This window comes from Rubrivivax rivuli (genome assembly GCF_004016505.1).
GTDB classification, from domain to species: Bacteria; Pseudomonadota; Gammaproteobacteria; order Burkholderiales; family Burkholderiaceae_C; genus Rubrivivax; species Rubrivivax rivuli.
In genome coordinates, this window is record NZ_SACR01000005.1 from 46785 (window position 1) to 69600 (window position 22816).

The following is a 22816-nucleotide window of genomic DNA, read 5'->3' on the forward strand; positions in this document are numbered from 1 at the left end:
CTTCACTTGCGGCGGATGTACCAGGCCACGCCGAGCACGGCCGCGGCCAGGCCCAGCAGCATCAGCACGTCCTGCGCGTGCCAGTGGTGGCTGCCGGGGATGCCGTGGCCTTCGTGGGCCTGGGCGGCGAAGCTCAGCGTGGCGGCGGCCACGGCCGGAAGGCAACGTTGCAGGGTGATCTTCATGGGGCGTGCTCTCGGCTTCATGCAATGGGTTGGTGCACGGTCACCAATTTGGTGCCGTCAGGAAAGGTGGCCTCGACCTGAATCTCGGTGACGATCTCGGGCACGCCCTCCATCACCTCGTCGCGCGTGAGCACGGTCTTGCCTTCGCTCATCAGCTGTGCCACGGTCTTGCCATCGCGCGCGCCTTCCATGATGGCGGCGGTGATCAGGGCGATGGCTTCCGGCACGTTCAGCTTCAAGCCGCGCGCCTTGCGGCGCTCGGCCAGCAGCGCGGCGGTGAAGATGAGCAGCTTGTCTTTCTCTCTTGGCGTCAGGTCCATGGGCCCCTCGTCAGCACATTGGGTGCCAATGTAAGCCCGCCCACGCGCTTGGCCCGCAACGTGCAAACCCGCAGCCCCTGATGAGTGCGCCGCCCACCCCCGCCCCGCAGCAGCGCGTCATCAAGGTCCGGCGCGACTACAACGCCTGGGTGGCCAGCGAGACGCTGGAAGACTACGCGCTGCGTTTCACGCCGCGGTCTTTCCGCAAGTGGAGCCCCTGGCGCGTGGCCCACACCGCGGTGGGCGGCGCGGCCAGCTTCCTGGTGCTGGAGGCGCTGGGCGCCACGCTGCTGCTGCAGTTCGGCTTCGTCAACGCGGCGCTGGCCATCCTGGCCACGGCGGCGATCATCTTTGCCGCGGGGCTGCCCATCAGCGTCTACGCCGCGCGCCACGGGCTGGACATGGACCTGCTCACCCGCGGCGCCGGCTTCGGCTACATCGGCAGCACCATCACCAGCCTCATCTACGCCAGCTTCACCTTCATCTTCTTCGCGCTGGAGGCGGCCATCATGGCCTACGCGCTGGAGCTCGCCTTCGGCCTGCCGCCGGCCTGGGGTTACCTGGTGTGTGCGCTGGTGGTCATCCCGCTGGTCACGCACGGCGTCACGCGGGTCAGCCAACTGCAGATGTGGACGCTGCCGGTGTGGCTCGTGCTGCTGGTGCTGCCCTACATCTACGTCTTCCAGGCCCACCCCACGCTGGCCAGCGACCTGCGCGCCTACGCCGGCCTCGACGGCCAGGGCGGCGCCTTCAACCCGCTGCTCTTCGGCAGCGCGCTCACCGTGGGCGTGGCCCTCATCACGCAGATGGGCGAGCAGGTCGACTACCTGCGCTTCATGCCCGAAAAGACCCGCGCCAACCGCTGGCGCTGGTGGGGCGCGGTGCTGCTGGGCGGGCCGGGCTGGGTGCTGCCGGGCGTGCTGAAGATGTTCGGCGGCGCGCTGCTGGCGCTGCTGGCGCTGAAGCTGGCGGTGCCCGCCGACCGCGCCGTCGACCCCAACCAGATGTACCTGGCCGCCTACGAGATCGTCTTCAACCACTACGGCTGGGCGGTGGCGGCCACGGCCTTGTTCGTGGTGGTGAGCCAGCTCAAGATCAACGTCACCAACGCCTACGCCGGCAGCCTGGCTTGGAGCAACTTCTTCGCTCGCGTCACGCACAGCCACCCCGGCCGCGTGGTGTGGATGGTGTTCAACACGCTGATCGCCCTGATGCTGATGGAACTGGAGGTCTTCCAGGCCATCGGCGGCGTGCTGGGCCTGTACAGCAACATCGCCATCAGCTGGCTCATGGCGGTGGTGGCCGACCTGGTGGTGAACAAGCCGCTGGGCCTGAGCCCCAAGGGCATCGAGTTCAAGCGCGCCCACCTCTACGACATCAACCCCGTGGGCGTGGGCGCCATGGGGCTGGCCTCCGTCATCTCCATCACCGCGCACCTGGGCGCCTTCGGGCCGATGGCCGAGGCCTTCTCGGCGGTGATCGCGATGGCCGTGGCCTTCGTGGCCGCGCCCTTGATCGCCTGGGCCACGCGCGGGCGCTACTACCTGGCGCGCGGGCCGCAGGCCGAGGGTGCCACCGGCGGCGGCTACCTGGCCCAACGCGGCGGCTTGCAGGCGCTGCGCCAGTGCGTCATCTGCGAACGCGAGTACGAAGGCGAAGACATGGCCGGCTGCCCGGCCTACGGCGGCCCCATCTGCAGCCTGTGCTGCAGCCTGGACGCCCGCTGCCACGACCTCTGCAAGCCCGAGGCCGCGCGCGCCGGCGTGCAGCTGACAGCCGCGCTGCGCCGCCTGACGCCCCAGCGCTGGTGGCCCCAGCTGGAGACCGGCCTGGGCCGCTACCTGCTGGTGATGGCGGTGGTGGCGCCTGCGCTGGCCGCGCTGCTCTACCTTCTGCACGAAGCCGAGGTGCGCGCCCTGGCCGCCACTGGCACCGAGGCCGCGGCTGCCGCCGCGCCGGCGCTGCGCACGGCCTTCATCAAGGCCTATTGCGCGCTGCTGCTGCTGTCGGGCGTGATCGCCTGGTGGCTGGTACTCACCCAGATCAGCCGCCGCGTGGCGCAGGAAGAGAGCAACCGCCAGACCGAAGCTCTGGTGCGCGAGATCGACAGCCATGCCCGCACCGACGAAGAGCTGCAGCGCGCCCGGCTGGCCGCCGAAGCCGCGCGCCGCCAGGCCGAGGGCGCCAACCAGGCCAAGACGCGATACATCAGCGCCATCAGCCACGAGCTGCGCACGCCGCTGAACAGCATCCTCGGCTACGCGCAGCTGCTGGACGAAGACCCCACGCTGCCGGTGCACCGCAAGCAGGCCGTGGGCGTCATCCGCCGTGGCGGGGAACACCTGCTGGGGCTGATCGAAGGCACGCTGGACATCGCGCGCATCGAAGGCGGCAAGCTCACGCTGGAGCCCAAGCCCATGCGCCTGCGCGAGAGCCTGCAGCAGATCGTGCAGATGTTCGAGCTGCAGGCGCTGAGCAAGGGCCTGCGCTTCGAGCACGACATCGAAGGCGCGCCGGCGCTGGTGCGTGCCGACGAGCGGCGGCTCACGCAGATCCTCATCAACGTGCTGGGCAACGCGGTGAAGTTTACGCAGCGCGGGCGCGTGGCCTTCCGCGCCGCGCACCTGCGCGACATGGCCGTGTTCGAGATCGAGGACACCGGGCCCGGCATCGCGGCCGAAGACCTGGAGCGCATCTTCGAGCCCTTCTCGCGCGGCGGCCCGGCCGGCAGCGCAGGTGCGGCCCCGGGTGGCGGCACGGGTCTGGGCCTGACCATCGCGAAGATGCTCACCGACCTGATGGGCGGCGAGCTCACCGTGAGCACGAAGCTGGGCGAGGGCACGGTCTTCCGCGTGCGCCTCTTCCTGCCCGAGTTGCGGGGCCAGCGCGTGCCCGCGCCGCGCCCGGCCCGCCGCGGCTACGAGGGTGCGCGCCGCCGCCTGCTGGTGGTGGACAACGAAGAGGTCGACCGCACGCTGCTGGCGCGCCGGCTGCAGGCCCTGGGTTTCGACGTGCTCGAAGCCGGCTCGGGCCAGGCCGCGCTGGCGCTGCTGCAGGAGGCACAGAAGGCCCAGTGCGCCGAGCCGCCAGCGCCGGTGCACGCCATCCTGATGGACCTGGCCATGCCTGGCATCGACGGCTGGCAGACCATCCGCACGCTGCGCGCCCAGGGCCTGAGCCAGGCGCCGGTGGCCATCGTCTCGGCCAACGCCTTCGACAAGGGCCTGGAGAACGACTGCGGCATCACCGCGGCCGACTTCATCACCAAGCCCGTGCGCTTCGACGAACTGCTGGATTGGCTGGGCCGGCAGCTCGGGCTCGTGTGGCTGTCGGCGCCAGTGCCTCCGCCGCCCCCACCCGCCACCCCGCCCGCCGACGCCCCGCTGCCCACGCGCGCGCAGCTGCTGGCCTTGCAGGAGATGGTGCGTCTGGGCTACCCACGCGGCGTGCAGCAGGCGCTGGCGCGCATCGAGAGCGAGCGGCCAGAATGCGCGGCCTGGCTGGCGCCGCTGCGCGCGCTGGCGCAATCCTTCCAGTTCGAGGGCGTGCAAGCCCTGATCGACCAAGCTCTCGCCCGTGCCGAACCCGCCTGAGACCCTGCCCGACCACAGCAGCGCCGCCGCCGATCCCCTGGGCCGTGCGCGCAGCGCCGGCGTGGTCTTGATCGTGGACGATGTGCCCGACAACCTGGCCGTCTTGCACGACGCCCTGGACGCCGCCGGCTACACCGTGCTGGTGGCCACCGACGGTGCGCGCGCCCTGCAGCGTGCCGCGCAGGCCGACCCCGACATCGTGCTGCTGGACGCCGTGATGCCGGGCATCGACGGCTTCGAGGTCGCGCGGCGCCTGAAGGCCGGGCCCGAGACGGCCCACATCCCCATCGTCTTCATGACCGGCCTGACCGAGACCGAGCACGTGCTGGCCGCTTTCGAGGCCGGCGGGGTGGATTACGTCACCAAGCCCATCCGCGCCCCCGAGGTGCTGGCGCGCATGGCGGTGCACATGCAGACCGCGCGCCAGGCCCGCCAGGCCCGCAACGCGCTCGACGCCTACGGCCACGCCACCATCGCGGTGCGCCTGGGCGCCACGCCCGCCGAAGCGCCGCGCCTGGTGTGGCAGACGCCGCTGGCGCGCCAGTGGCTGCCGCTGTACTTCGACGTGGCGCCCGACCAGTTGCCCGCCCCGCTGCACCTCTGGCTGCAGGAGGCCGCCGCCGGCCGCGAGGCCCGACCACTCAGCACGGCACGCGGCGCGCGCCAGCTCGTGGCCACCCTGCAGGGTCGCACGGTGGACGAAGACTGGCTGTTGGTGCTGCGCGAAGTGAGCGACGCCGCCACCGTGGAAGCCACCATGCAGGCCTTCGGTCTGACGCTGCGCGAGAGCGAAGTGCTCTACTGGGTGGCCAAGGGCAAGACCAACCGCGACATCGGCGACATCCTGGGCAGCAGCCCGGCCACCGTCAAGAAACACCTGGAACGCGTCTATGAAAAGCTGGGTGTTGAGACGCGCACGGCCGCGGCCGCCATGGCCCTGCAGCGGGTGCGCGAACTCTCGCGCAGCTGAGCCGCCGCGTTTACAGAATTCCGGCGCCCGGCCGAAAACGCTGCGATGAGGCCTTGGCGCGCTTGGGCGCAGACGTTCCAGATCGACCATGACGTGCTCGCCGAGCAGCGCGGCAGCCTGGTCGCGCGTTTCTGTCGCCTCGGCGGCTGGGCCATCGTCGCCACGGGCGTGGTGCACCTGCTGCAGGGCAACCTGGCGATGGGCCTGCTGAATGCAGCGGTGTCGCTGCTGCTGCTGCGCAACGCGGCCCGGCTGCGTGCTGCGCAGGTGCCGCTGGTGCCCTTCGAGCTGCTGGCGATGCTGCTCATCGCGGCCATCCTCACCTCCACCTACCTGCAGGGCATGCCAGGGTTGCTGTGGTCCTACCCGATGCTCTTCCTGCTGTTCTTCGCCCTGCCGCACCGCAAGGCGCTGCTGTTCTGCGGCCTGCTGGTGGTGCCAGTTTGCGTGATGGCACAACTGACGCTGGGCACCGGGCTCGCGCTGCGGGTGCTGTTCTCGCTGGCCTTCGTGCTGCTGATGATCCTGATGGTGCTGCGCCTCATCGGCCAACTGCAGCAGACGCTGATGCAGCAGGCCATCACCGACCCGCTGACCGGCTGCTACAACCGCCGCCACCTGCAGATGCAGCTGGACACCCTGAGCCTGCCCGCGCAGGCCGCGGCGGGCCCCGGCCCGGTGCTGCTGGCCATCGACGTCGACCACTTCAAGCGCATCAACGACCGCCACGGTCACGGCCGCGGCGACGAGGTGCTGCAGGACCTGGTGCGCCTGATCGGCACGCGGCAGCGCCTGGGCGACCTGCTGTTCCGCACCGGCGGCGAAGAGTTCATGCTCTTGCTGCCGCGCGCCTCCGAGGCCGACGCGCTGCAGGTGGCCGAAGCGCTGCGCCAGCGCGTGGCCGCCAGCGGCTTGCTGGGGGCAGAGCCCTTGACGGTGAGCATCGGCGTCAGCGCCTTGGCCGCCGTGCGCGACGTGGAAGCCTGGCTGCGCGCCGCCGACGCGGCGCTCTACGAGGCCAAGCGCCGCGGGCGTGACCAGGTGGTGCTGGCCGGTGCACCGGCCGTCGACCTGGCGGCCTGAGCCGCCGCCGCGCTCAGGCCTGCAGCACCAGCAGCCGCCCCGGTTGCGGCGCCTGCGCCTGCCGCGCGAACAGCAAAGCCTCGGCCTCCTGCTGATGAGCCCTGCCGAGCGCCGGCCCGGCCACCAGCAGCGTGGGCCGGCGGGGCGTGAACCGCGCCAGGGCCTGCAGGCCGGCGCTGCCGGGGCGCAGCCAGCCGGCGTCCCAGGGGTCGGCGGGCTGGCGGGGGCGCCACACCGCCACATCGTTGAACTTGGTGCGCAGGCGCAGGGCCAGCCGGGCGGCGGCACCGCGGCAGGCGCGCAGCTGCAGGCTGCCGTCCACCACCAGGCACAGGGCGTGGGCCAGGTCGGCGCCGGCCTCGCCGGCCAGGCCGGTGTCGCCGGGCAGGGTGTGCACGGCCCAGTGCGCAGGCTGGTGGCACCAGGCCAGCAGGCCGGGCCACGCCGCGTGTGCCTGGGCCGCCTGCAGCGCGGGCTCGGCCAGTGGCAGCGGGGGCGCCAGCGCTTGCAGGTCAAAACGGGCCGACAGGGTGCGCAGCAGGCCGGCTTGCGGCGGGGCCGGGGGCCTGTGGATGGGCATGGACATGGGCCGCGAGCTTAGCCGGCGCGACCTGGGCAGAATGCGGCGGCGGCACGCTCCTGGCCGCGCCTTCCATTGACGACGATGCCCGCGCTCACCTGGTCCGACGCCCTTGCCCTGCAGCAACCCGAGATCGACGACACGCACCGCGAGTTCGTCGATCGCCTGGCTGGCGTTGAAGCGGCCTTGGGCAGCGACGCCACCCAGCTGGCCGCCGCGCTGGAGGCCTTCGTGCAGCACACCGAAGCGCATTTCGCGCAGGAAGAGCGCTGGCTGCAGGAGATCGGTTTCGGCGCTGACCACTGCCACGGCAAGGAGCACCGGCAGGTGCTGGAGCTGGTGCACGAGGTGCAGCGCCGGCTGTTGCAGCAGGGCGACGTGGCCGTGGTGGGCGCGCTGGTGCCCGCGCTGGCGCAGTGGTTCCCGGTTCACGCGCAGAGCATGGACTGGGGGCTGGCCCAGGCGATGCAGGCCGTGCAGGCCGCGAACGCCACGAAGGCGGGCAACCCGGCCGAGGCCTGAAGGCCGGGCCTGGCGGCCCCGCCCATACGCCGTCCGGCGTATTTCTCGCGCGGGGCCGGCCCCGCATCCTCCTGGGCATTCGACACCCCACCCACAGCCAGGAGCGAGAGACCGTGAACAAGCCCAGCAGCACCACCCGCCGCCACGTCGGCAAGACCCTCATCGCCGCGGCCGCCGCCGCAGCCACCTTCGGCCTCAGCACCAGCGCCTTCGCGCAGGAGACCATCAAGGTCGGCGTGCTGCACTCGCTGTCGGGCACCATGGCCATCAGCGAGACGGTGCTCAAGGACACCATCCTGATGGAGATCGAGGCCATCAACGCCAAGGGCGGCCTGCTGGGCAAGAAGCTCGAACCCGTGGTGGTGGACCCGGCCTCGAACTGGCCGCTGTTCGCCGAGAAGACCCGCCAGCTCATCAGCAAGGACAAGGTCGCCGTCATCTTCGGCTGCTGGACCAGCGTCTCGCGCAAGAGCGTGCTGCCCGTCGTTGAAGAACTCAACGGCCTGTTGTTCTACCCCGTGCAGTACGAAGGCGAAGAACTCAGCAAGAACGTGTTCTACACGGGTGCCGCGCCCAACCAGCAGGCCATTCCCGCCGTGGAGTACCTGATGAGCAAGGACGGCGGCAGCGCCAAGCGCTTCGTGCTGCTGGGCACCGACTACGTGTACCCGCGCACCACTAACAAGATCCTGCGCGCCTTCCTGAAGAGCAAGGGCATCCCCGACAGCGACATCATGGAGGAGTACACCCCCTTCGGTCACTCTGACTACCAGAGCATCATCGCCAAGATCAAGAAGTTCTCGGCCGAAGGCAAGAAGACCGCCGTGGTCTCCACCATCAACGGCGACAGCAACGTGCCCTTCTACAAGGAACTGGGCAACCAGGGCCTGAAGGCGACCGACGTGCCGGTTGTGGCCTTCTCGGTGGGTGAAGAAGAACTGCGCGGCGTGGACACCAAGCCGCTGGTGGGCCACCTGGCGGCGTGGAACTACTTCATGTCGATCAAGAACCCGACCAACGACGAGTTCATCAAGCAGTGGAGCGCCTACGCCAAGGCCAAGAACATCCCCGGCCACAAGGACCGCCCGCTGACGAACGACCCGATGGAAGCCAGCGTCATCGGCTTCCGCATGTGGGCGCAGGCCGTCACCAAGGCCAAGAGCACCGACACCGACAAGGTCATCGCCGCCATGGCCGGCCAGACGGTGAAGGCGCCCTCGGGCATCGTCAGCAAGATGGACGAGAAGAACCACCACCTGCACAAGAGCGTGTTCATCGGCGAGATCAAGGCCGACGGCCAGTTCAACGTGGTGTGGAAGACCAAGGGCCCCGTGAAGGCCCAGCCGTGGAGCCCCTTCATCCCCGAGAACAAGGGCAAGAAGGACGAGCCGGTCGTCGCTGCCAAGAAGTAAGCCCGTGAAGCTGCTGCGCACGCTGTGCGCAGCGCTGTGGTGTTGCCTGTTCGCGGGCTCGGCGCTGGCGCTGAGCCCCGATCAGGCCTTGCGCATCGCGCAGGGCGAGAGTGACGACCGCATCGCTGCGCTGAACGAAGTGGTGCTGGCCGCCGACCCGGCGCTCAGTGCCTACGTGCAGGCCCTGCTGGCCGACGAGGTGAAACTCGCCGGCGGCAAGGCTTTCGTCGTGCGCGGCGATCAGGTGACCGACGCGGCCACCGGTGCCGCGGCCACGCTGCCGGCCGATGCCGAAGACGTGGTCAACCCCAACCGCGTGCGCCGCGAGCTCGAAGCGGCGCTCTCGGCGCTGAACCTCTTCTCGCCCGACCGCGCCGTGCGCTTGAAGGCGGTGGGTGAGCTGAAAGAGCAGGCCGACGAAGGCAAGCTCGCGCTCTTCGAGAAAGCCGCGAAGAGCGAAACCGACCCCGAGATCCGCGCCGCGCTGGCGATGCTGAAGGCGACCGCGTTGATTGCCAGCAGCGACAAGGCGCAGCGCCTGGCCGCCGCGCAACTGCTGGCCGAGAGCGACCAGCCTTCCGTCAAGGGCCTGCTCATCGAGCGCCTGGCTGCCGAAGAAGACGGCGAGGTCAAGGCCGCGCTGCAGCGCACGCTGGACACCGTCAACGGCCGCCTGGCCTGGGGCGAACGCCTGGGCCTGCTGTTCACCGGCGTGAGCCTGGGCTCCATCCTGCTGCTGGCGGCCCTGGGCCTGGCCATCACCTACGGGCTGATGGGCGTCATCAACATGGCGCATGGCGAACTGATCATGATCGGCGCCTACGCCACCTGGGGCGTGCAGAACCTCTTCCGGCATTACCTGCCGGCCTACTTCGACGCCTACGTCCTCGCCGCGATTCCTTTGAGCTTCCTCGCCAGCGCGCTGGTGGGCGCGGCCATGGAGCGCAGCGTCATCCGCTTCCTCTACGGCCGGCCGCTGGAAACGCTGCTGGCCACCTGGGGCATCAGCCTCATCCTGATGCAGTGCGTGCGCAGCCTCTTCGGCGCGCAGAACGTGGGCGTCGAGAACCCGAGCTGGCTCAGTGGCGGCGTGCAGGTGCTGCCGAACCTGGTGCTGCCCTACAACCGCCTGGCCATCCTGGCCTTCGCCGCGCTGGTGCTGCTGGGCATGGCGCTGCTGATCGGCAAGACGCGTCTGGGCCTCTTCGTGCGCGGCGTCACGCAGAACCGCCGCATGGCCGCCTGCGTGGGCGTGAACACGGCGCGTGTGGACACCTACGCCTTCGCCCTGGGTGCGGGCATCGCGGGCCTGGCGGGCTGCGCGCTCAGCCAGGTGGGCAACGTGGGGCCCGACCTCGGCCAGGGCTACATCGTCGACAGCTTCATGGTCGTGGTGCTGGGCGGTGTGGGGCAGATCGCCGGCACCGTCTACGCGGGCCTGGGCCTGGGGCTGATGAACAAGGTGCTCGAAGGCTGGCAGGGCGCGGTGCTGGCCAAGATCATGGTGCTGCTCTTCATCGTGGCCTTCATCCAGAAACGGCCGCAAGGCATCTTCGCCCTCAAGGGCCGGAGCGCTGAATGAGTGCGCTGCCTGACGCGACTTTCGCGCCGAAGAACTCGCTGCTGGGCGCCAAGGGCTGGGCCGCGGTGCTGGCGGCCGTGGTGGTGATCACGGTGCTGGTGCCGGTGCTCAACCTGATGGTGCCTGAAGGCAGTGCGCTGCACCTGAGCGACTTCTACGTCACGCTGCTGGGCAAGATCCTCTGCTATGCCATCTGTGCGCTGGCCATGGACCTGATCTGGGGCTACACCGGCATCCTGAGTCTGGGTCACGGCCTCTTCTTCGCCCTGGGCGGCTACGCGATGGGCATGTACCTCATGCGCCAGATCGGCACCGACGGCCAGTACAAGAGCGAGATGCCCGACTTCATGGTCTTCCTGAACTGGAAGGAATTCCCGTGGCACTGGGCCTTCAGTGACAGCTTCGTCGCGCAGATGCTGCTGGTGGTGCTGGTGCCGGGCCTGCTGGCTTTCGTGTTCGGCTACTTCGCCTTCCGCAGCCGCATCAAGGGCGTGTACTTCAGCATCATCACGCAGGCGCTCACCTTCGCGGCCATGCTGCTGTTCTTCCGCAATGAAACCGGCTTCGGCGGCAACAACGGCTTCACCGATTTCAAGCGCATCCTCGACGTGCCCATCACCACCGCCGGCATGCGCGTGACGCTGTGCGTCATCACCGGCCTGGTGCTCATCGGTTTCTTCCTGATGGCGCGTTTCATCGTGCAGAGCAAGTACGGGCGCGTGCTGCAGGCCATCCGTGATGCCGAGACGCGCGTGATGTTCACCGGCTACAACCCCGTGGCCTACAAACTCAGCATCTGGACGCTGAGCGCCGTGATGTGCGGCGTGGCCGGCGCGCTGTACGTGCCGCAGGTGGGCATCATCAACCCCGGCGAGATGAGCCCGGCGGCCAGCATCGAGATCGCCATCTGGGCCGCCGTGGGCGGGCGCGCCACGCTCATCGGGCCCATCCTCGGCGCGTTTTTCGTCAACGGCGCGAAGAGCTGGTTCACGGTGGCCTTCCCCGAGTACTGGCTGTTTTTCCTGGGGGCGCTGTTCATCGCGGTGACGCTCTTTTTGCCGCAAGGTTTGATCGGCCTCTTTGCCAAGCTGCGCGGCCGCAAGCCGGAGGACCGCGCATGACGCCCGACCTGATGGCCGACGGCGCCGAGCGCCTGGCCCGCCACCGCAGCAAGACCACCAGCGTCGTCGAGGGCGAGCAGGTCTACTTCGGCCAGGGTGTGGCGCTATACGTGGACGAGATCACCGTCAGCTTCGACGGCTTCCGCGCGCTGAACAAGCTGAGCCTGACCATCGACGTGGGCGAACTGCGCTGCATCATCGGCCCCAACGGCGCGGGCAAGACCACGATGATGGATTGCATCACCGGCAAGACGCGGCCCGACAGCGGCACCGTCTTCTTCGGCAGCAACGTCGACCTGCTGCGCCTGAGTGAACCGCAGATCGCGCAGATCGGCGTGGGCCGCAAGTTCCAGAAGCCCACGGTCTACGAGCAATTGAGCGTCTTCGAGAACCTGGAACTCGCGCTGAAGGCCGACCGCGGCGTGCGCGCCGCGCTGTTCCACCGGCTCGGCAGCGAGCAGCTCGGCCGCATCGAAGAGGTGCTGAAGCTCATCCATTTGCAAGGCGAGGTGCAGCGCACCGCGGGACTGCTCAGCCACGGCCAGAAGCAGTGGCTGGAGATCGGCATGCTGCTGATGCAAGACCCGAAACTGCTGCTGCTGGACGAACCCGTGGCCGGCATGACCGACGAGGAGACCGAACGCACCGCCGAGCTCTTCCTCACGCTGGAGGGGAAGCACAGCCTGGTGGTGGTGGAGCACGACATGAAGTTCGTCGACCAGCTGACGCAAGGGCGCAAGAAGGTGACGGTGCTGCACGAAGGCAGCGTGCTGGCCGAAGGCCTGCTGAGCGACGTGCAGGCCAACGAAAAGGTCGTTGAGGTGTACCTTGGCCGCTGACACTTCCAGCCCGGTGCTCCAGGTCGAGGGCCTGAACCAGTACTACGGCGGCAGCCACATCCTGCGCAACCTCGGGTTCGAGGCGCGGCTGGGCGAGGTGACCGTGGTGCTGGGCCGCAACGGCGTGGGCAAGACCACGCTGCTGAAGAGCCTGATGGGCGTGGTGCCCGTGAAGACGGGCAGCGTGAAGCTTTCCGGCCACGACATCACCAAGGCCCCCAGCTACGAACGCGTGAAGCGCGGCATCGGCTACGTGCCCCAGGGCCGCGAAATCTTCGGCCGCCTCACGGTGGAAGAGAACCTGCGCATGGGCCTGGCCGTCAAGTCGGGCGGCACGGCCATCCCGGCCGAGCTCTTCGAGCTGTTTCCCATCCTCAAGCAGTTCCTGCACCGCCGTGGCGGTGATCTCTCGGGCGGGCAGCAGCAGCAGCTGGCCATTGCGCGTGCGCTGGCCGCCGGCCCGCAGCTGCTGATGCTGGACGAGCCCACCGAGGGCATCCAGCCCAGCATCATCAAGGACATCGGCCGCGTCATCCGCATGCTGGCCGACCGCAAGACGATGGCCATCGTGCTGGTGGAGCAGTACTACGACTTCGCCGCCGAACTGGCCGACCAGTACCTGGTGATGGAGCGAGGCGAGATCGTGCAGCGCGGTCGCGGCGCCGACATGGAAGCCGAAGGCGTGCGGCAGAAGATGTCGATCTGACGCGTCGCCGCGCTACCACGCGGCGCAGCCGGGCGGCGTCTTTAGGAAGTCTTAGCAAGGCTTAAAGCTCACGGGCTTGCGACTAAAGGACTTGCCGCGGGCGCTTCGACACAGTGCACAGCAGGGCAGCGCGAAACATTCGCCAGCCCGCGAACCTGCCAAACCGGTGGGTCGAACAACCACCCAGGAGTTGTGCATGAACCTGCAGATCGAGTACCCCGCCGCCCACGCCGCCCACGCCGCCCGCCGCCCTGAGCCTGCGTCCGCCTTTCGTGCCCAACTGCCGCTGGCGCTGTTCGACCAGATCGAGTGCGGCCTTATCGTCTGCGACGAGCGCGGCGCCATTCATTTCGCCAACCATGCGGCCGGGCAGGAACTGGCCAGCCAGCACCTGCTGCAACGCCAAAGCGACACCTTGCACCGCGCGCCGGGCGCCAGCGGTGATCTGGACGGCGCCCTGCGGCTGGCCCTGCAGCGTGGCCGCCGCGGCATGGTGCGCCTGGCCGCCGCGGGCGACCAGTTGATGGTGTCGGTGCTGCCGCTGGCGCTGCCTGACGCGGAGGAGCCCCTGGCCCTGCTGGTGCTGGGCCGGCGCCAGCCCTGTTCAGACCTGGGCCTCGAGATGCTGGCCAGCAGCTACGGCCTGACGCTGGCCGAGCGCCGCGTGCTGGCCGCCCTGATGCGCGAGGCCCGGCCGATCGAGATCGCCCGCGAGCATGCCGTGGCCCTCAGCACGGTGCGCACCCAGATCTCGTCCATTCGCGCCAAGCTGGGCACGCGCAGCGTCGAAGGCCTGCTGCTGCTGGCGGCGCAGGTGCCGCCAGTGACCGGGGCACTGCGCATGCCTTCGGCGACCTACGCCCCCGCGGCGCTCGCGATGCAAGCCCTCACGGCCATGGCCTGAGGGCCGGGCTGGCGCTTCAGCCCGCCACCATCGCCAGCAGCCCCACCAGGCCCAAGCCCAGCGCCGCCAGCGCATCGCCTGCGATCAAGCCGCCGCCCACCAGCGACACCGTGCTCATGTCGGCTGGCAGCGCGTCGTCTTCCGTCTTCTGGCCGCCGCGGTGGCGCAGCGTGTCCACGGTGCTCGCGATCACGCCGCCCAGGGCGAACCAGGCCGAGGTGGCCAGGCCCAGGAAGGTGCCGAAGGAATAGGCGTAGGGGCTGGGCAGCACGATGGCGTCGAGCGCGAAATCGGCCGCGCGTGTGCCTGCATTGCGCTGCGCCCAGCTTTGGTAGGCCGCGCTGCCGAAGACCATCTTGCGCACGATCTGCACGCCCAGGCCGATGGCCACGCCGAGGGCGATGGCCCAGCGCTGGTAGGGCTTGTCGTCGGTCAGGCTGCGCAGCGCGCCGACGAACTTGTAGGTCATGGCCGAGACCCATTGCGAGGGTTGCTCGTCGGCCTTCATCACCGTCTGGTCCAGCGACAGCACGGGGTAGGCCGTCATGAACAGCTGCGCGAAGGCCACCGTCATCACCGCGCCCACCACCAGCCCCAGCACCTGGAAGCGGAACTGGATGGTGCGCGGCGTGCCCAGGCGCCAGCCGGTGCTGCGGTCTTGCTGCATGTCGCCGGCCACGCTGCAGGCCACCAGCAGGATGCCGCCGGCCATCAGGCCCACGGTCGGGTCCTTCAGGCCGAGTGCGGCCATCAGCACCACCGCGGTGACGAAAGCCGAGCTGATGGGGTTGCTGTCGCTGATGCCCAGCGAGATGCCGTTGACCATCGCGAACAGGAAGACCAGCACCATCGCGAAGGCCATGAAGAACACCGGCTGGTTCAGCACACTGGAGCCCACCCACACCAGCACCGCGCCCCAGAAGATGATCCAGGCGACGAGCCGGCCGAAGTGCGTGCGCTGCCAGTCGGGCTGCGGCGGCACGGCCACGCGCTCGGCCGGCGGGCTGCGCCATTGCCGCCAGGCCTGCGCCAGGATCTGCCCGATGTCGAGCAGCGCCGCACCCATGATCAGGCCCAGGCCGATCAGGAAGGTGATCTTGCGGAAGGGCTCGCCGGCCTGCAGCCACCCGATGCTGATGAAGTAAGGGATCAGCAGCGTGCCCGTGAGCCCGGCCACCAGCGCCGCCACGCCGATGCGCGCGCCCACCAGCAGGCCGGCGCCCAGGGTCGAGGTCGACAGTTCGATGGCCCCAAGGAAGGCCAGCTTGGCCGCGCCCAGACCACCGATCACGCCCAGGCCCATGCCCGAGCCCAGGCGCGCGATGGAGCGGCGAAGCAGCACGGGGTCGGTGAGCGCACGCAGGATGTTGGCCACCGCCAGGCCCGAGGGAAACGTGAGCTGCAGCCGATCGACGAGGATGGGCGTGTAGAGCATGCCCACGCCCGCGCCGAACATGCCGATGGCGCCCATGAACAGCATCAGCTGCCACAGCGGCGGCTGCGGCAGGCCCATCCACACCATGGCCTGGATCAGCACGCCCATGCCGGCCATGCCGGCCACCGAGGCGGCCGCCGTCTGCATGTAGTTGGCGCCGTGTTTGCCTTCGGGGCCGTAGCCCAGCGTGACGGTGGAGCCCAGGATGCCCGCCAGCACTTGGCCGCCGACGAAGAAGCCGATGCTGAAGTTCATGTACGAGGCCGTCACCCCGCCCAGCGGGCCGAGGATGAAGATGCCCAGCAGCGCCAGCATCACGTAGTAGCGCGGGCTGTTCATCGGCGGCAGCCAGCGCCAGCGGGGGGTGGCGGGCGCGGCGGCGAGGGAGGTCGGGTTCATGCGCAAATGGTCCTACAACAACCAGGGCTATCGAAGCGCCGGGAGTGTAGGCGCGCGGGACGGATAATCCGCCGCGTGAAGTCAGCCAGACCGCCGCTGGTGCAAGCGTGGAAACACGGCACTGGAGGAAGGTCCGGACTGCACAGGGCGGCGTAGCAGCCAACGGCTGTCCACCGCGAGGTGAGGATCAGAGCAACAGAGACGAGCCGATTCAGTTCGGGTGAAACGGGCAATCTCTACGCGCAGCAATACCAAGTAGGCACACGTTGACTCGGCCCGAGGAGTGTGCGGGTAGGTAGCACCGAGCCGGAAGGCGACTTCCGGCCCAGAGGAATGGCGGTCACGGCCGGCTTTCGCAAGAAGGCCGGCTGCACAGAATCCGGCCTATCGGCTGACTTCACACTTTTGCCGGTGCGCCGCCTCGCGCGGCGGCCCGGGCTTCAGGCCGGCACCACCAGCGTGTGGCGGGCCATCCAGCGCAGGCCGTTGTCCAGCGTGGCGGGCTGCAGCACCATCGTCAGGCCGGGTCGATCGGCGGTCTTCAGGCGGCGCCACAAGAAGTCGCCCTCGTTGCCGGGGTCGGCCGACACGAAGAGCTGCGAGGTCAGCTCGCCAAAGCTCGCGTGCCGCAGCTTGAAGTGGATGTGCGGCGTGCGCCCGGGGTAGGGCACGGGCTTGATGGTGCGCAGCCGCGCCAGCCCCTGTGCCCCGCTGCGCGTGGCACCGAAGCCCTGGAAGCCGGGGTCGAAGCGGCCGGGTTCGGCCTTCACCCGCGGGTGGCGGTAGTGGGCCAGCGCGTCGCACTGCCAGATCTCGATCTCGGCCTGGTCGATCAGCCGGCCTGCGGTGTCGGTCACCGCCAGTTCCAGGCCCAGGTGTTCGCCCTGCGCCTGCAGCAACTGCTCGCCGATGCGCACGCGAGAGAGGTCGGCGTCCTGGTCGGGCCAGGCCTCACGCCAGGCGCGCGGTGGGTAGAAGGGGCCCTCGGTCATCTCGGCCAGGGCGCGGCGCGACGAAGCCAAGGCCGGCCCGGCCAGGGCTGTGGCCGCCGCGGCCATCAGCACGGCACGGCGGCGGGGATGGTGTTCGATGGGCATGGCGCGGATTGAAGCACCGAAAGCGCGGCCCGCGCCTAAACTGCCCCGTTTGACCCCGCCCCGATGAACCCCGACGCCAAGCTCCTGTGGCCCGGCCCCCGCTGGACGCTGGCCCTGTTGCTGGCCTGCCTGGGCATGCTGGGGCCGTTCTCGATCGACACCTACCTGCCGGCTTTCTCGGGCATCGCCACTTCGCTGGGCGCCACCCCGGTGCAGATGCAGCAGACGCTGTCCAGTTACCTGCTGGGCTTCGCGGTGATGAACCTGTTCCACGGCGCGCTGTCCGACAGCCTGGGCCGCCGGCCCGTGGTGCTGGCCGGGGTGGCGCTGTTCACGCTGGCTTCGCTCGGCTGCGCGCTCAGCCAGACCATCGGCCAGCTGGTGTTCTTCCGCGCGCTACAGGGCATGTCGGCCGGGGCGGGCATGGTGGTCTCGCGCGCCATCATCCGCGACATGTTCCCGCCGGCCGACGCGCAGCGGGTGATGTCGCAGGTGACCATCTACTTCGGCATCGCGCCGGCGGTGGCGCCGATGATCGGCGGCTTTCTCTACGCCCACACCGACTGGCACGCCATCTTCTGGCTGCTGGTGCTGCTGGGCGCGGTGCTGCTGGCCAGCATGTGGCGCTGGCTGCCCGAGACGCTGCACGTGCAGGCGCGCCAGCCCTTCGAGGCGGGCCACCTGATGCGCGGCTACTGGCAGATGGCCAAGAGCCCGCAGTTCATGGCGCTGGTGCTGGCCAGCGGCATCCCCTTCAACGGCATGTTCCTCTATGTGCTGGCCGCGCCCGTTTTCCTGGGCGAGCACCTGGCGCTGGGGCCGACGCAGTTCTTCTGGTTCTTCGTGCTCACCATCGGCGGCATCATGGGCGGCGCGGCGCTCTCGGGCCGGCTGGCCGGGCGCATCAAGCCGCGCCACCAGATCCGCCACGGCTTCGTGATCATGCTCGTCACCTCGTTGGTGAACGTGGTGCTGAACCTGCTGTTCGAGCCGCACTGGGCTTGGGCCATGCTGCCAGTGGCGGTGTTCTCCTTCGGCTGGTCGTTGATGGTGCCGGTGGTCACGCTGATGACCCTGGACCAGGTGCCCGAGCGCCGCGGGATGGCTTCATCGGTGCAGTCGTGCATCGGCAGCCTGGCCAACGCGGCCGTGGCGGGCTTGCTGGTGCCGCTGGTGATGCACAGCCCAGTGGCGCTGGCGCTCACCTCGCTGGCCTTGATGGCCATTGGCATCGTCGCCTGGGTCTGGGTCAAGCCGCGCCTGCCGCAGGGCAGCGACTAGGCCAGCCCGACGCCACCGCCGGCCAGACACAAAAAAACCGGCCTCGAAAGGCCGGCTCTTCAGGGCTGCCGTGCCTTCAGGCGCTGCGGCGGCGCGCGGCACCGGCCACGGTCGCCAGGCCTAAGCCCAGCATCAGCCAGGTGCCGGGCTCGGGCACGGCCAGCACCGTTGCGTTGACGAACTGGGAGGGCAGGTCGGCCAGTTCCGAATTGACCAGCACGCCGTCGGTGAAGTTCAGCGCACTGGCGCCCAGGCCCGTGACGTTGAAGTTGAGCGTGGCCAGCGTGCCGTTGCCATTGACGCCCGGCAGCAGACCCAGCAGCGAGCCCGCCGTGAAGCTGATGCTGCCGGTGGTGTTGTTGATCGTGCCGGGCACGAAGAACACGGTGCCGCCACCCGACAGAAAGCTGCCATCGCTGCTGCTGGTGGCCTGCAGCACGGCCGGGTTGAAGAGCAACGAGAACTGGTAGGCGTACAGGTCCAGCGCGCCGGTGATGTTCACCGACACCTGCAGCGTGCTGCCGACGTTGACCGGGTTGGGCGTGGCGCTCAACGACACCGTGGCCTGCGCCTGGGCACTGCCCCAGGCGGCCAGCCCGAGAGCAGCTGCAAGCAGCGTTTGTTTGCTCAGCTTCACCATGTTCATCCGCGGGGCTCCCTGCGTGGCTGTCTGGGTGTGGTGGCGCAAGGCTTGGCGGCCCTTCGCCCGATATCGGTGTTGGATGGTGTCATCTCTGCCGTCTGCTGTCGCAGGCTGCAGCCCCTGAACCCCGCATTCAGGGGATGAGGCTAACGCGCGTCTGGCACGAAGAGCAGCCTTGCCACCAGGGCGTCGAGCCGGGCTTCCAGCGCCTTCAATCCCTCGGGGCCGGCGTCCTCGCGCTGGAAGACGCTGTGCTCACCGCCCGTGTGCCGCACCGTCAGGCGCATCCAGGCGCCGTCGGCCAAGGTTTCGTCTTCGTAGGTCGCAGCCATGGTGAAGAAGCCGGCCGCCACGAGCGCCTTCGTCAGCGCGTCGAACTCGGCGGCAGGCAGGGCGGCGCGGGCGCTGCCGTCGGCGGTGCGGTGCCGGGCCTTGCCGATGCGGTGGCTCACGGCGGGGCCGCCGCGGGGCAGTTCAAGCCGCAGTCCGCTGGGGCAGCCGTGGCAATCGCGCTCCAGGGTCACGTGCTGGATGCTCGCTGCGCTGGGTGCGGCGGCCGGTGCGGTGCGGGCTGGCGTGTTCGGCATCGTGGCTGTGCGGCCTTCGGCGGCGGGTGCTTGGGGCGGCGTCAGGGCGCAGGCCGTTGCGCTGCACAGCAGCATCACGCACACCCCCAGGGCGGCGCGAAACCTCGCGCTCGCCGTGCAAACGCGACCCCCGAATAAGGGGGGGATGGTGTCGAGAGCGTAGATGTTGGAGGCGCTGCGCGTCATAGTGAATGGGTGGAGACCGAGGTGCAGTGTGCGCCTTCGGCATCCACTGCGATTGCGGCATTACCCCGAAAAGGTACGGAGCTGCCCGCAACGCAGGATTCCACCTCCGCCATGCGCCGCAAGGCTGAGTGGCCGTACTTTCCAACCGCCCGGCATCCGGCCTCCAGGAGGGCCCAGGTTGCTGCAGGCCCCGCAGAGGATCCCCGATGAAGATGTCACGCAAGTCCGTCATGCCCTTGGGCGCATTGGCTTCGGCCGCCGTCTTGGCGCTGGGCGTCGCTGCGCCGCAGGACGCGAGCGCCCAGGCGCGGGGCACGGCCGCCAACAGCCGCGCAACGCCCGTGGCGGCGGCCCCGGCGGCGGCGCATCCGTCGCGCGCCTTCTGGCAAGACGTGCGCGGCGTGGCCGCTTCTGCGCGGGGTGCCGAGGTGGCCGTGAAGGCCACGAAGTTCCGTTCCGTCACGCTCGACCGTGCCAGCCTCGGCGGCCTGCTCCAGGGTGCCCCGGCGGAGTTCAGCGCGGCCGCGCGCCAGGCGCCGCTGGTGATGGTGCTGCCCGACCCGGCCGGTGGCTTCCAGCGCTTCAGCGTGGTCGACTCGCCGATCATGGAACCAGGCCTGGCCGCCAAGCACCCGCACATCAAGACCTACAGCGGCCGCGGCATCGACGACCCGAGCGCCTCGCTGCGGCTCAGCGTCACGCAGCTGGGCGTCCAGGCGTCGGTGCGCTCTGCCAAGGGCGCGTGGTACGTGGAGCCCTACTTCCGCGGCGACCAGAGCGTCTACGCCAGCTACGCCCGCGCCGATCTGCCGGCCCGCGTGACGAACTTCAGTGAAGGCCTGCTGCGCGTGGCGCAGGTGTCGCTGTCGCGCGGCAAGTACCACGCCGGCAACGACGTGCTGGTCAACGGCATGGGTTTCGTGCCCAACAGCACCGTCACGCTCAGCGTGCGCCTGGCCGGCGAACAGTCAGCCCGCCAGACCGTCTACGCCACCGCCAGCGAAGACGGCACGCTCACCGCCAGCTTCAAGGCCGACCCCTACCGCGCCACCGGCAGCTACGAAGTCACCATCTCCGACGGCCGCAGCACCACCACCAGCGTGTACGAGGTGGTGGCCGACGGTGCGCCGCTGATGGCCTCGGTGGGCAACCAACTGCGCAGCTACCGCATGGCCATGGTCACCGACCCAGCCTATGCCACCTTCTTCGGCGCGGCCAACGTCACGGCGGCCAAGGTTCAGCTGATGAACCGGGTCAACCAGGTCTACGAAGACGAGCTGTCGGTGCGCATGGTCCTCGTGGCCAACAACGACGTGCTCAACCTGAACACGGCAGCGCAGTTCTCGGGGGCCAACGGGCCCTGCGGCGGCACCGCTTGCTACTCCACCGCGGTGGTCAGCTGCTCCAGCGCCACGCTCACGCGCACGCGCACCGTCATCGGCCTGCTGATCGGGGCCAGCAACTTCGACGTCGGCCACATCGCCGTGGGCGCGGGCGGCGGCGGCATCGCCAGCCTCGGCGTGGTGGGCCTGGCTGGCAAGGCGCAGGGCTGCACCGGCCTGCCTTCGCCCGATGGCGACGCCTTCGCCATCGACTACGTGGCCCACGAGATCGGTCACCAGTTTGCCGGCAACCACACCTTCAACAGTTCGGTCTGCGCCGGCAACCGCAGCGCGGCCAACTCGGTGGAGCCGGGCAGCGGCACCTCGATCATGGCCTACGCCGGCATCTGCGGCACCGACAACACGCAGGCCAACAGCGACCCTTACTTCTCGCAGCGCAGCTTCGACGAGATCACCACGCACATCGGTGCGGCAGAGCAGTCGCTCACGGAAGTGCAGCAGGCCGCGCTGACCAGCTACAACACCAACGGCCAGCAGTTCGTGCTGCGTTACAACGGCGCCGATTCGGCGCCCATCGTGCGCGGCACCAACTTCACCACGGCAGGCATCCAGGCCGCGGTGCAGGCCATCGCCGGCTGGCCGGCCGGTGGCACGGTGTCGATCAGCGGGCTCACGGACACGGGTTTCACCATCGGTTTCGGTGGTGCGCTGGCTGGCGTGAATGCGGCCAACCTGGAACTGGTGGGCTGCACGGGTGGTTGCACGGGCTACGTGGGTGAAATCGTCAAGGGCGGCATCAGCACCCGCGGCGGCAGCACCGTCATCGCCACGGGCAACTCGGCCCCGGTGGTCACGGCGCCGGCTGCCTTCACGATCCCCCTGCGCACGCCCTTCGCGCTGACCGGCAGCGCCACCGACCCCGACGGCGACGCCGTCACCTACATGTGGGAGCAGAACGATCGAGGCGGCACGGCGGCCACCGCGCTGACCAACAACACCAAGGTGGACGGCCCGCTCTTCCGCCAGTTCGGCACGCGTGCGGTCTTCAACGCCAACATCTACGCGCCGCCGGGCCAGAACCAGACCACGACCGACCCGACGCGCGTCTTCCCCGACCTGCCGCAGATCCTGGCCAACGTCACCAACGCCGAGACGGGCACTTGCGCGGCCTTCACAGGCAACGCCCAGGTCGACTGCTTCTCCGAGTTCCTGCCGACCGCCAGCTACACCGGTTTCGCCGGCGTGAACGCCAGCCCGGCGCGCCTGAACTTCCGCCTCACGGCGCGCGACGGTCGCGGTGGCGTGAACAGCGCCAACACGGTGCTGACCCTCGCTCCGGGCACCGGCCCCTTCCTCGTCACCTTCCCGAATGCCGCCGCCACGCTGGAAGCCGGCTCGCCCGTCACCGTGACGTGGGACGTGGCTGGCACCAGCGCCGCGCCCATCGGCACCGCAAACGTGAAGATCTCGATGTCGGTGGACGGCGGCCTGACTTTCCCGTACGTGATGGCCGCCAGCACGCCGAACGACGGCTCGCAGAAGGTGACGGTGCCGCTGGTGAACGCCACGGCCGCGCGCATCAAGGTCGAGGCGGTTGACAACGTGTTCTTCGACATCTCCAACACCAACCTCACGGTGGTGCTGCGTGCCGACCTCACGGGCGACGGTCAGGTCGATTGCGCCGATCTGGCGATCATGAGGTCGCTCATCGGCAAGCGGGTCGGCGACCCCGGCTTCGACGCCCGTGCCGACTTCAACAACGACGGCGTCATCGACGTGCGCGACCTCGCCTATGTGGCCAACCGCGCCACGGTGGGCGTGCGCTGCAGCTGACGCAGCGCTGAGACGCGGGCCCGGCCAGGGCCCGCGGGCCGCCCAGACCTCCGCCCGGTTCGCCGGGCGGAGGTCTTTTTGTTTCGGCGCTGCGCCGCCGGGTGCTGCGGGCATCAGGCTCAGCCGTGCAATGGGCTTCCCCGGGGGGCCATCAAGTCAAAGCTGCCTGCGGCCGATATGAAGCCGAGGAGCTAT

19 protein-coding genes and 1 other RNA gene are annotated in these 22816 nt (G+C 69.5%); 13 read left to right on the forward strand and 7 right to left on the reverse strand.

Translation table 11 applies throughout. The features are described from left to right. Nucleotides 1–2: 2 nt before the first annotated feature. The gene (locus EOE66_RS16260; protein WP_128229796.1) at nucleotides 3–185 is read right to left on the reverse strand and encodes a hypothetical protein; all 183 of its coding nucleotides are present in this window, start codon (nucleotides 183–185) and stop codon (nucleotides 3–5) included. 17 nt (nucleotides 186–202) lie between these two features. Next, entirely contained in the window at nucleotides 203–505 is a 303-nt protein-coding gene (locus tag EOE66_RS16265) for an urease subunit gamma (RefSeq protein WP_054139017.1), read from the reverse strand. An 80-nt stretch (nucleotides 506–585) separates the two neighbouring features. Between EOE66_RS16265 and EOE66_RS16270 the strand changes: the two genes are divergently transcribed. The 3 genes from EOE66_RS16270 to EOE66_RS16280 are packed head-to-tail and all read left to right on the forward strand — an operon-like array spanning nucleotide 586 to nucleotide 6151. Further along, entirely contained in the window at nucleotides 586–4098 is a 3513-nt protein-coding gene (locus EOE66_RS16270; protein WP_128229797.1) for a hybrid sensor histidine kinase/response regulator, read from the forward strand. Next, nucleotides 4082–5068 carry a response regulator transcription factor gene (locus EOE66_RS16275; protein ID WP_128229798.1) on the forward strand — a complete coding sequence of 329 codons (987 nt, stop codon included), beginning with the start codon at nucleotides 4082–4084 and terminating at the stop codon, nucleotides 5066–5068. Before EOE66_RS16270 ends, EOE66_RS16275 begins: the two co-directional genes overlap by 17 nt. A 45-nt stretch (nucleotides 5069–5113) precedes the next feature. Beyond that, nucleotides 5114–6151, forward strand: coding sequence for a GGDEF domain-containing protein (locus tag EOE66_RS16280; protein WP_128229799.1), 1038 nt, complete (start codon nucleotides 5114–5116; stop codon nucleotides 6149–6151). 13 nt (nucleotides 6152–6164) lie between these two features. Here the strand turns inward: EOE66_RS16280 and EOE66_RS16285 are convergent, their stop codons facing one another. Beyond that, nucleotides 6165–6737: a hypothetical protein gene (locus tag EOE66_RS16285; protein WP_128229800.1), complete on the reverse strand. Its 573-nt coding sequence runs from the start codon at nucleotides 6735–6737 to the stop codon at nucleotides 6165–6167. 78 nt (nucleotides 6738–6815) lie between these two features. On the opposite strand from EOE66_RS16285, the gene EOE66_RS16290 reads away from it, so the two are divergent. The 7 genes from EOE66_RS16290 to EOE66_RS16320 all read left to right on the forward strand — a co-directional run bounded on the left by EOE66_RS16290 (nucleotide 6816) and on the right by EOE66_RS16320 (nucleotide 13817). Continuing rightward, nucleotides 6816–7253 (forward strand): hemerythrin domain-containing protein, encoded by a 438-nt coding sequence (locus EOE66_RS16290; RefSeq protein WP_128229801.1) that lies wholly within the window; start codon nucleotides 6816–6818, stop codon nucleotides 7251–7253. 113 nt (nucleotides 7254–7366) lie between these two features. Next, nucleotides 7367–8665, forward strand: a complete 1299-nt coding sequence (urtA, locus tag EOE66_RS16295) for an urea ABC transporter substrate-binding protein (RefSeq protein WP_375137486.1) — start codon at nucleotides 7367–7369, stop codon at nucleotides 8663–8665. A gap of 4 nt (nucleotides 8666–8669) precedes the next feature. Then, nucleotides 8670–10247, forward strand: a complete 1578-nt coding sequence (urtB, locus tag EOE66_RS16300) for an urea ABC transporter permease subunit UrtB (RefSeq protein ID WP_375137487.1) — start codon at nucleotides 8670–8672, stop codon at nucleotides 10245–10247. Next, nucleotides 10244–11368 (forward strand): urea ABC transporter permease subunit UrtC, encoded by a 1125-nt coding sequence (gene urtC, locus EOE66_RS16305; RefSeq protein ID WP_128229802.1) that lies wholly within the window; start codon nucleotides 10244–10246, stop codon nucleotides 11366–11368. The genes urtB and urtC overlap by 4 nt, the downstream gene beginning before the upstream one ends. Next, nucleotides 11365–12207: an urea ABC transporter ATP-binding protein UrtD gene (gene urtD / locus EOE66_RS16310; protein WP_128229803.1), complete on the forward strand. Its 843-nt coding sequence runs from the start codon at nucleotides 11365–11367 to the stop codon at nucleotides 12205–12207. The genes urtC and urtD overlap by 4 nt, the downstream gene beginning before the upstream one ends. 13 nt (nucleotides 12208–12220) lie before the next feature. Next, nucleotides 12221–12913, forward strand: a complete 693-nt coding sequence (urtE, locus tag EOE66_RS16315; protein WP_128230210.1) for an urea ABC transporter ATP-binding subunit UrtE — start codon at nucleotides 12221–12223, stop codon at nucleotides 12911–12913. A 196-nt stretch (nucleotides 12914–13109) separates the two neighbouring features. Beyond that, entirely contained in the window at nucleotides 13110–13817 is a 708-nt protein-coding gene (locus tag EOE66_RS16320) for a helix-turn-helix transcriptional regulator (RefSeq protein WP_128229804.1), read from the forward strand. 16 nt (nucleotides 13818–13833) lie between these two features. On the opposite strand, the gene EOE66_RS16325 is transcribed toward EOE66_RS16320, so the two are convergent. Beyond that, on the reverse strand, nucleotides 13834–15651 hold the full coding sequence (locus EOE66_RS16325; protein WP_128229805.1) for an OPT/YSL family transporter: 1818 nt from the start codon (nucleotides 15649–15651) through the stop codon (nucleotides 13834–13836). A gap of 77 nt (nucleotides 15652–15728) precedes the next feature. On the opposite strand from EOE66_RS16325, the gene rnpB reads away from it, so the two are divergent. After that, nucleotides 15729–16054, forward strand: an RNA gene (gene rnpB, locus EOE66_RS16330) — RNase P RNA component class A. 37 nt (nucleotides 16055–16091) lie between these two features. Here the strand turns inward: rnpB and EOE66_RS16335 are convergent. Next, nucleotides 16092–16748 (reverse strand): dioxygenase family protein, encoded by a 657-nt coding sequence (locus tag EOE66_RS16335; RefSeq protein ID WP_128229806.1) that lies wholly within the window; start codon nucleotides 16746–16748, stop codon nucleotides 16092–16094. 63 nt (nucleotides 16749–16811) lie between these two features. Between EOE66_RS16335 and EOE66_RS16340 the strand changes: the two genes are divergently transcribed. Then, the gene (locus EOE66_RS16340) at nucleotides 16812–18029 is read left to right on the forward strand and encodes a multidrug effflux MFS transporter (RefSeq protein ID WP_128229807.1); all 1218 of its coding nucleotides are present in this window, start codon (nucleotides 16812–16814) and stop codon (nucleotides 18027–18029) included. Between the two features lie 76 nt (nucleotides 18030–18105). On the opposite strand, the gene EOE66_RS16345 is transcribed toward EOE66_RS16340, so the two are convergent. Then, on the reverse strand, nucleotides 18106–18675 hold the full coding sequence (locus EOE66_RS16345; RefSeq protein WP_128230211.1) for a cohesin domain-containing protein: 570 nt from the start codon (nucleotides 18673–18675) through the stop codon (nucleotides 18106–18108). 143 nt (nucleotides 18676–18818) lie between these two features. Further along, a complete protein-coding gene (locus EOE66_RS16350; protein WP_128229808.1) occupies nucleotides 18819–19259 on the reverse strand; it encodes a hypothetical protein in 441 nt (146 codons plus the stop codon). Between the two features lie 392 nt (nucleotides 19260–19651). Here EOE66_RS16350 and EOE66_RS16355 point away from each other — a divergent pair, with 392 nt between their 5' ends. Further along, nucleotides 19652–22621, forward strand: a complete 2970-nt coding sequence (locus tag EOE66_RS16355; RefSeq protein ID WP_164885129.1) for a reprolysin-like metallopeptidase — start codon at nucleotides 19652–19654, stop codon at nucleotides 22619–22621. Nucleotides 22622–22816 lie beyond the last annotated feature (195 nt).

Excerpts from the sequence above, each read along its gene's own strand:
- EOE66_RS16270 (WP_128229797.1), top strand. The coding sequence starts at position 586 with ATGAGTGCGCCGCCCACCCCCGCCCCGCAGCAGCGCGTCATCAAGGTC.
- EOE66_RS16325 (WP_128229805.1), bottom strand. The coding sequence starts at position 15,651 with ATGAACCCGACCTCCCTCGCCGCCGCGCCCGCCACCCCCCGCTGGCGC.
- EOE66_RS16320 (WP_128229804.1), top strand. The coding sequence starts at position 13,110 with ATGAACCTGCAGATCGAGTACCCCGCCGCCCACGCCGCCCACGCCGCC.
- EOE66_RS16350 (WP_128229808.1), bottom strand. The coding sequence starts at position 19,259 with ATGCCGAACACGCCAGCCCGCACCGCACCGGCCGCCGCACCCAGCGCA.
- EOE66_RS16345 (WP_128230211.1), bottom strand. The coding sequence starts at position 18,675 with ATGAACATGGTGAAGCTGAGCAAACAAACGCTGCTTGCAGCTGCTCTC.
- EOE66_RS16340 (WP_128229807.1), top strand. The coding sequence starts at position 16,812 with ATGAACCCCGACGCCAAGCTCCTGTGGCCCGGCCCCCGCTGGACGCTG.
- EOE66_RS16280 (WP_128229799.1), top strand. The coding sequence starts at position 5,114 with ATGAGGCCTTGGCGCGCTTGGGCGCAGACGTTCCAGATCGACCATGAC.
- EOE66_RS16265 (WP_054139017.1), bottom strand. The coding sequence starts at position 505 with ATGGACCTGACGCCAAGAGAGAAAGACAAGCTGCTCATCTTCACCGCC.
- EOE66_RS16355 (WP_164885129.1), top strand. The coding sequence starts at position 19,652 with ATGAAGATGTCACGCAAGTCCGTCATGCCCTTGGGCGCATTGGCTTCG.
- EOE66_RS16335 (WP_128229806.1), bottom strand. The coding sequence starts at position 16,748 with ATGCCCATCGAACACCATCCCCGCCGCCGTGCCGTGCTGATGGCCGCG.
- EOE66_RS16260 (WP_128229796.1), bottom strand. The coding sequence starts at position 185 with ATGAAGATCACCCTGCAACGTTGCCTTCCGGCCGTGGCCGCCGCCACG.
- urtC (WP_128229802.1), top strand. The coding sequence starts at position 10,244 with ATGAGTGCGCTGCCTGACGCGACTTTCGCGCCGAAGAACTCGCTGCTG.
- urtD (WP_128229803.1), top strand. The coding sequence starts at position 11,365 with ATGACGCCCGACCTGATGGCCGACGGCGCCGAGCGCCTGGCCCGCCAC.
- EOE66_RS16285 (WP_128229800.1), bottom strand. The coding sequence starts at position 6,737 with ATGTCCATGCCCATCCACAGGCCCCCGGCCCCGCCGCAAGCCGGCCTG.
- EOE66_RS16290 (WP_128229801.1), top strand. The coding sequence starts at position 6,816 with ATGCCCGCGCTCACCTGGTCCGACGCCCTTGCCCTGCAGCAACCCGAG.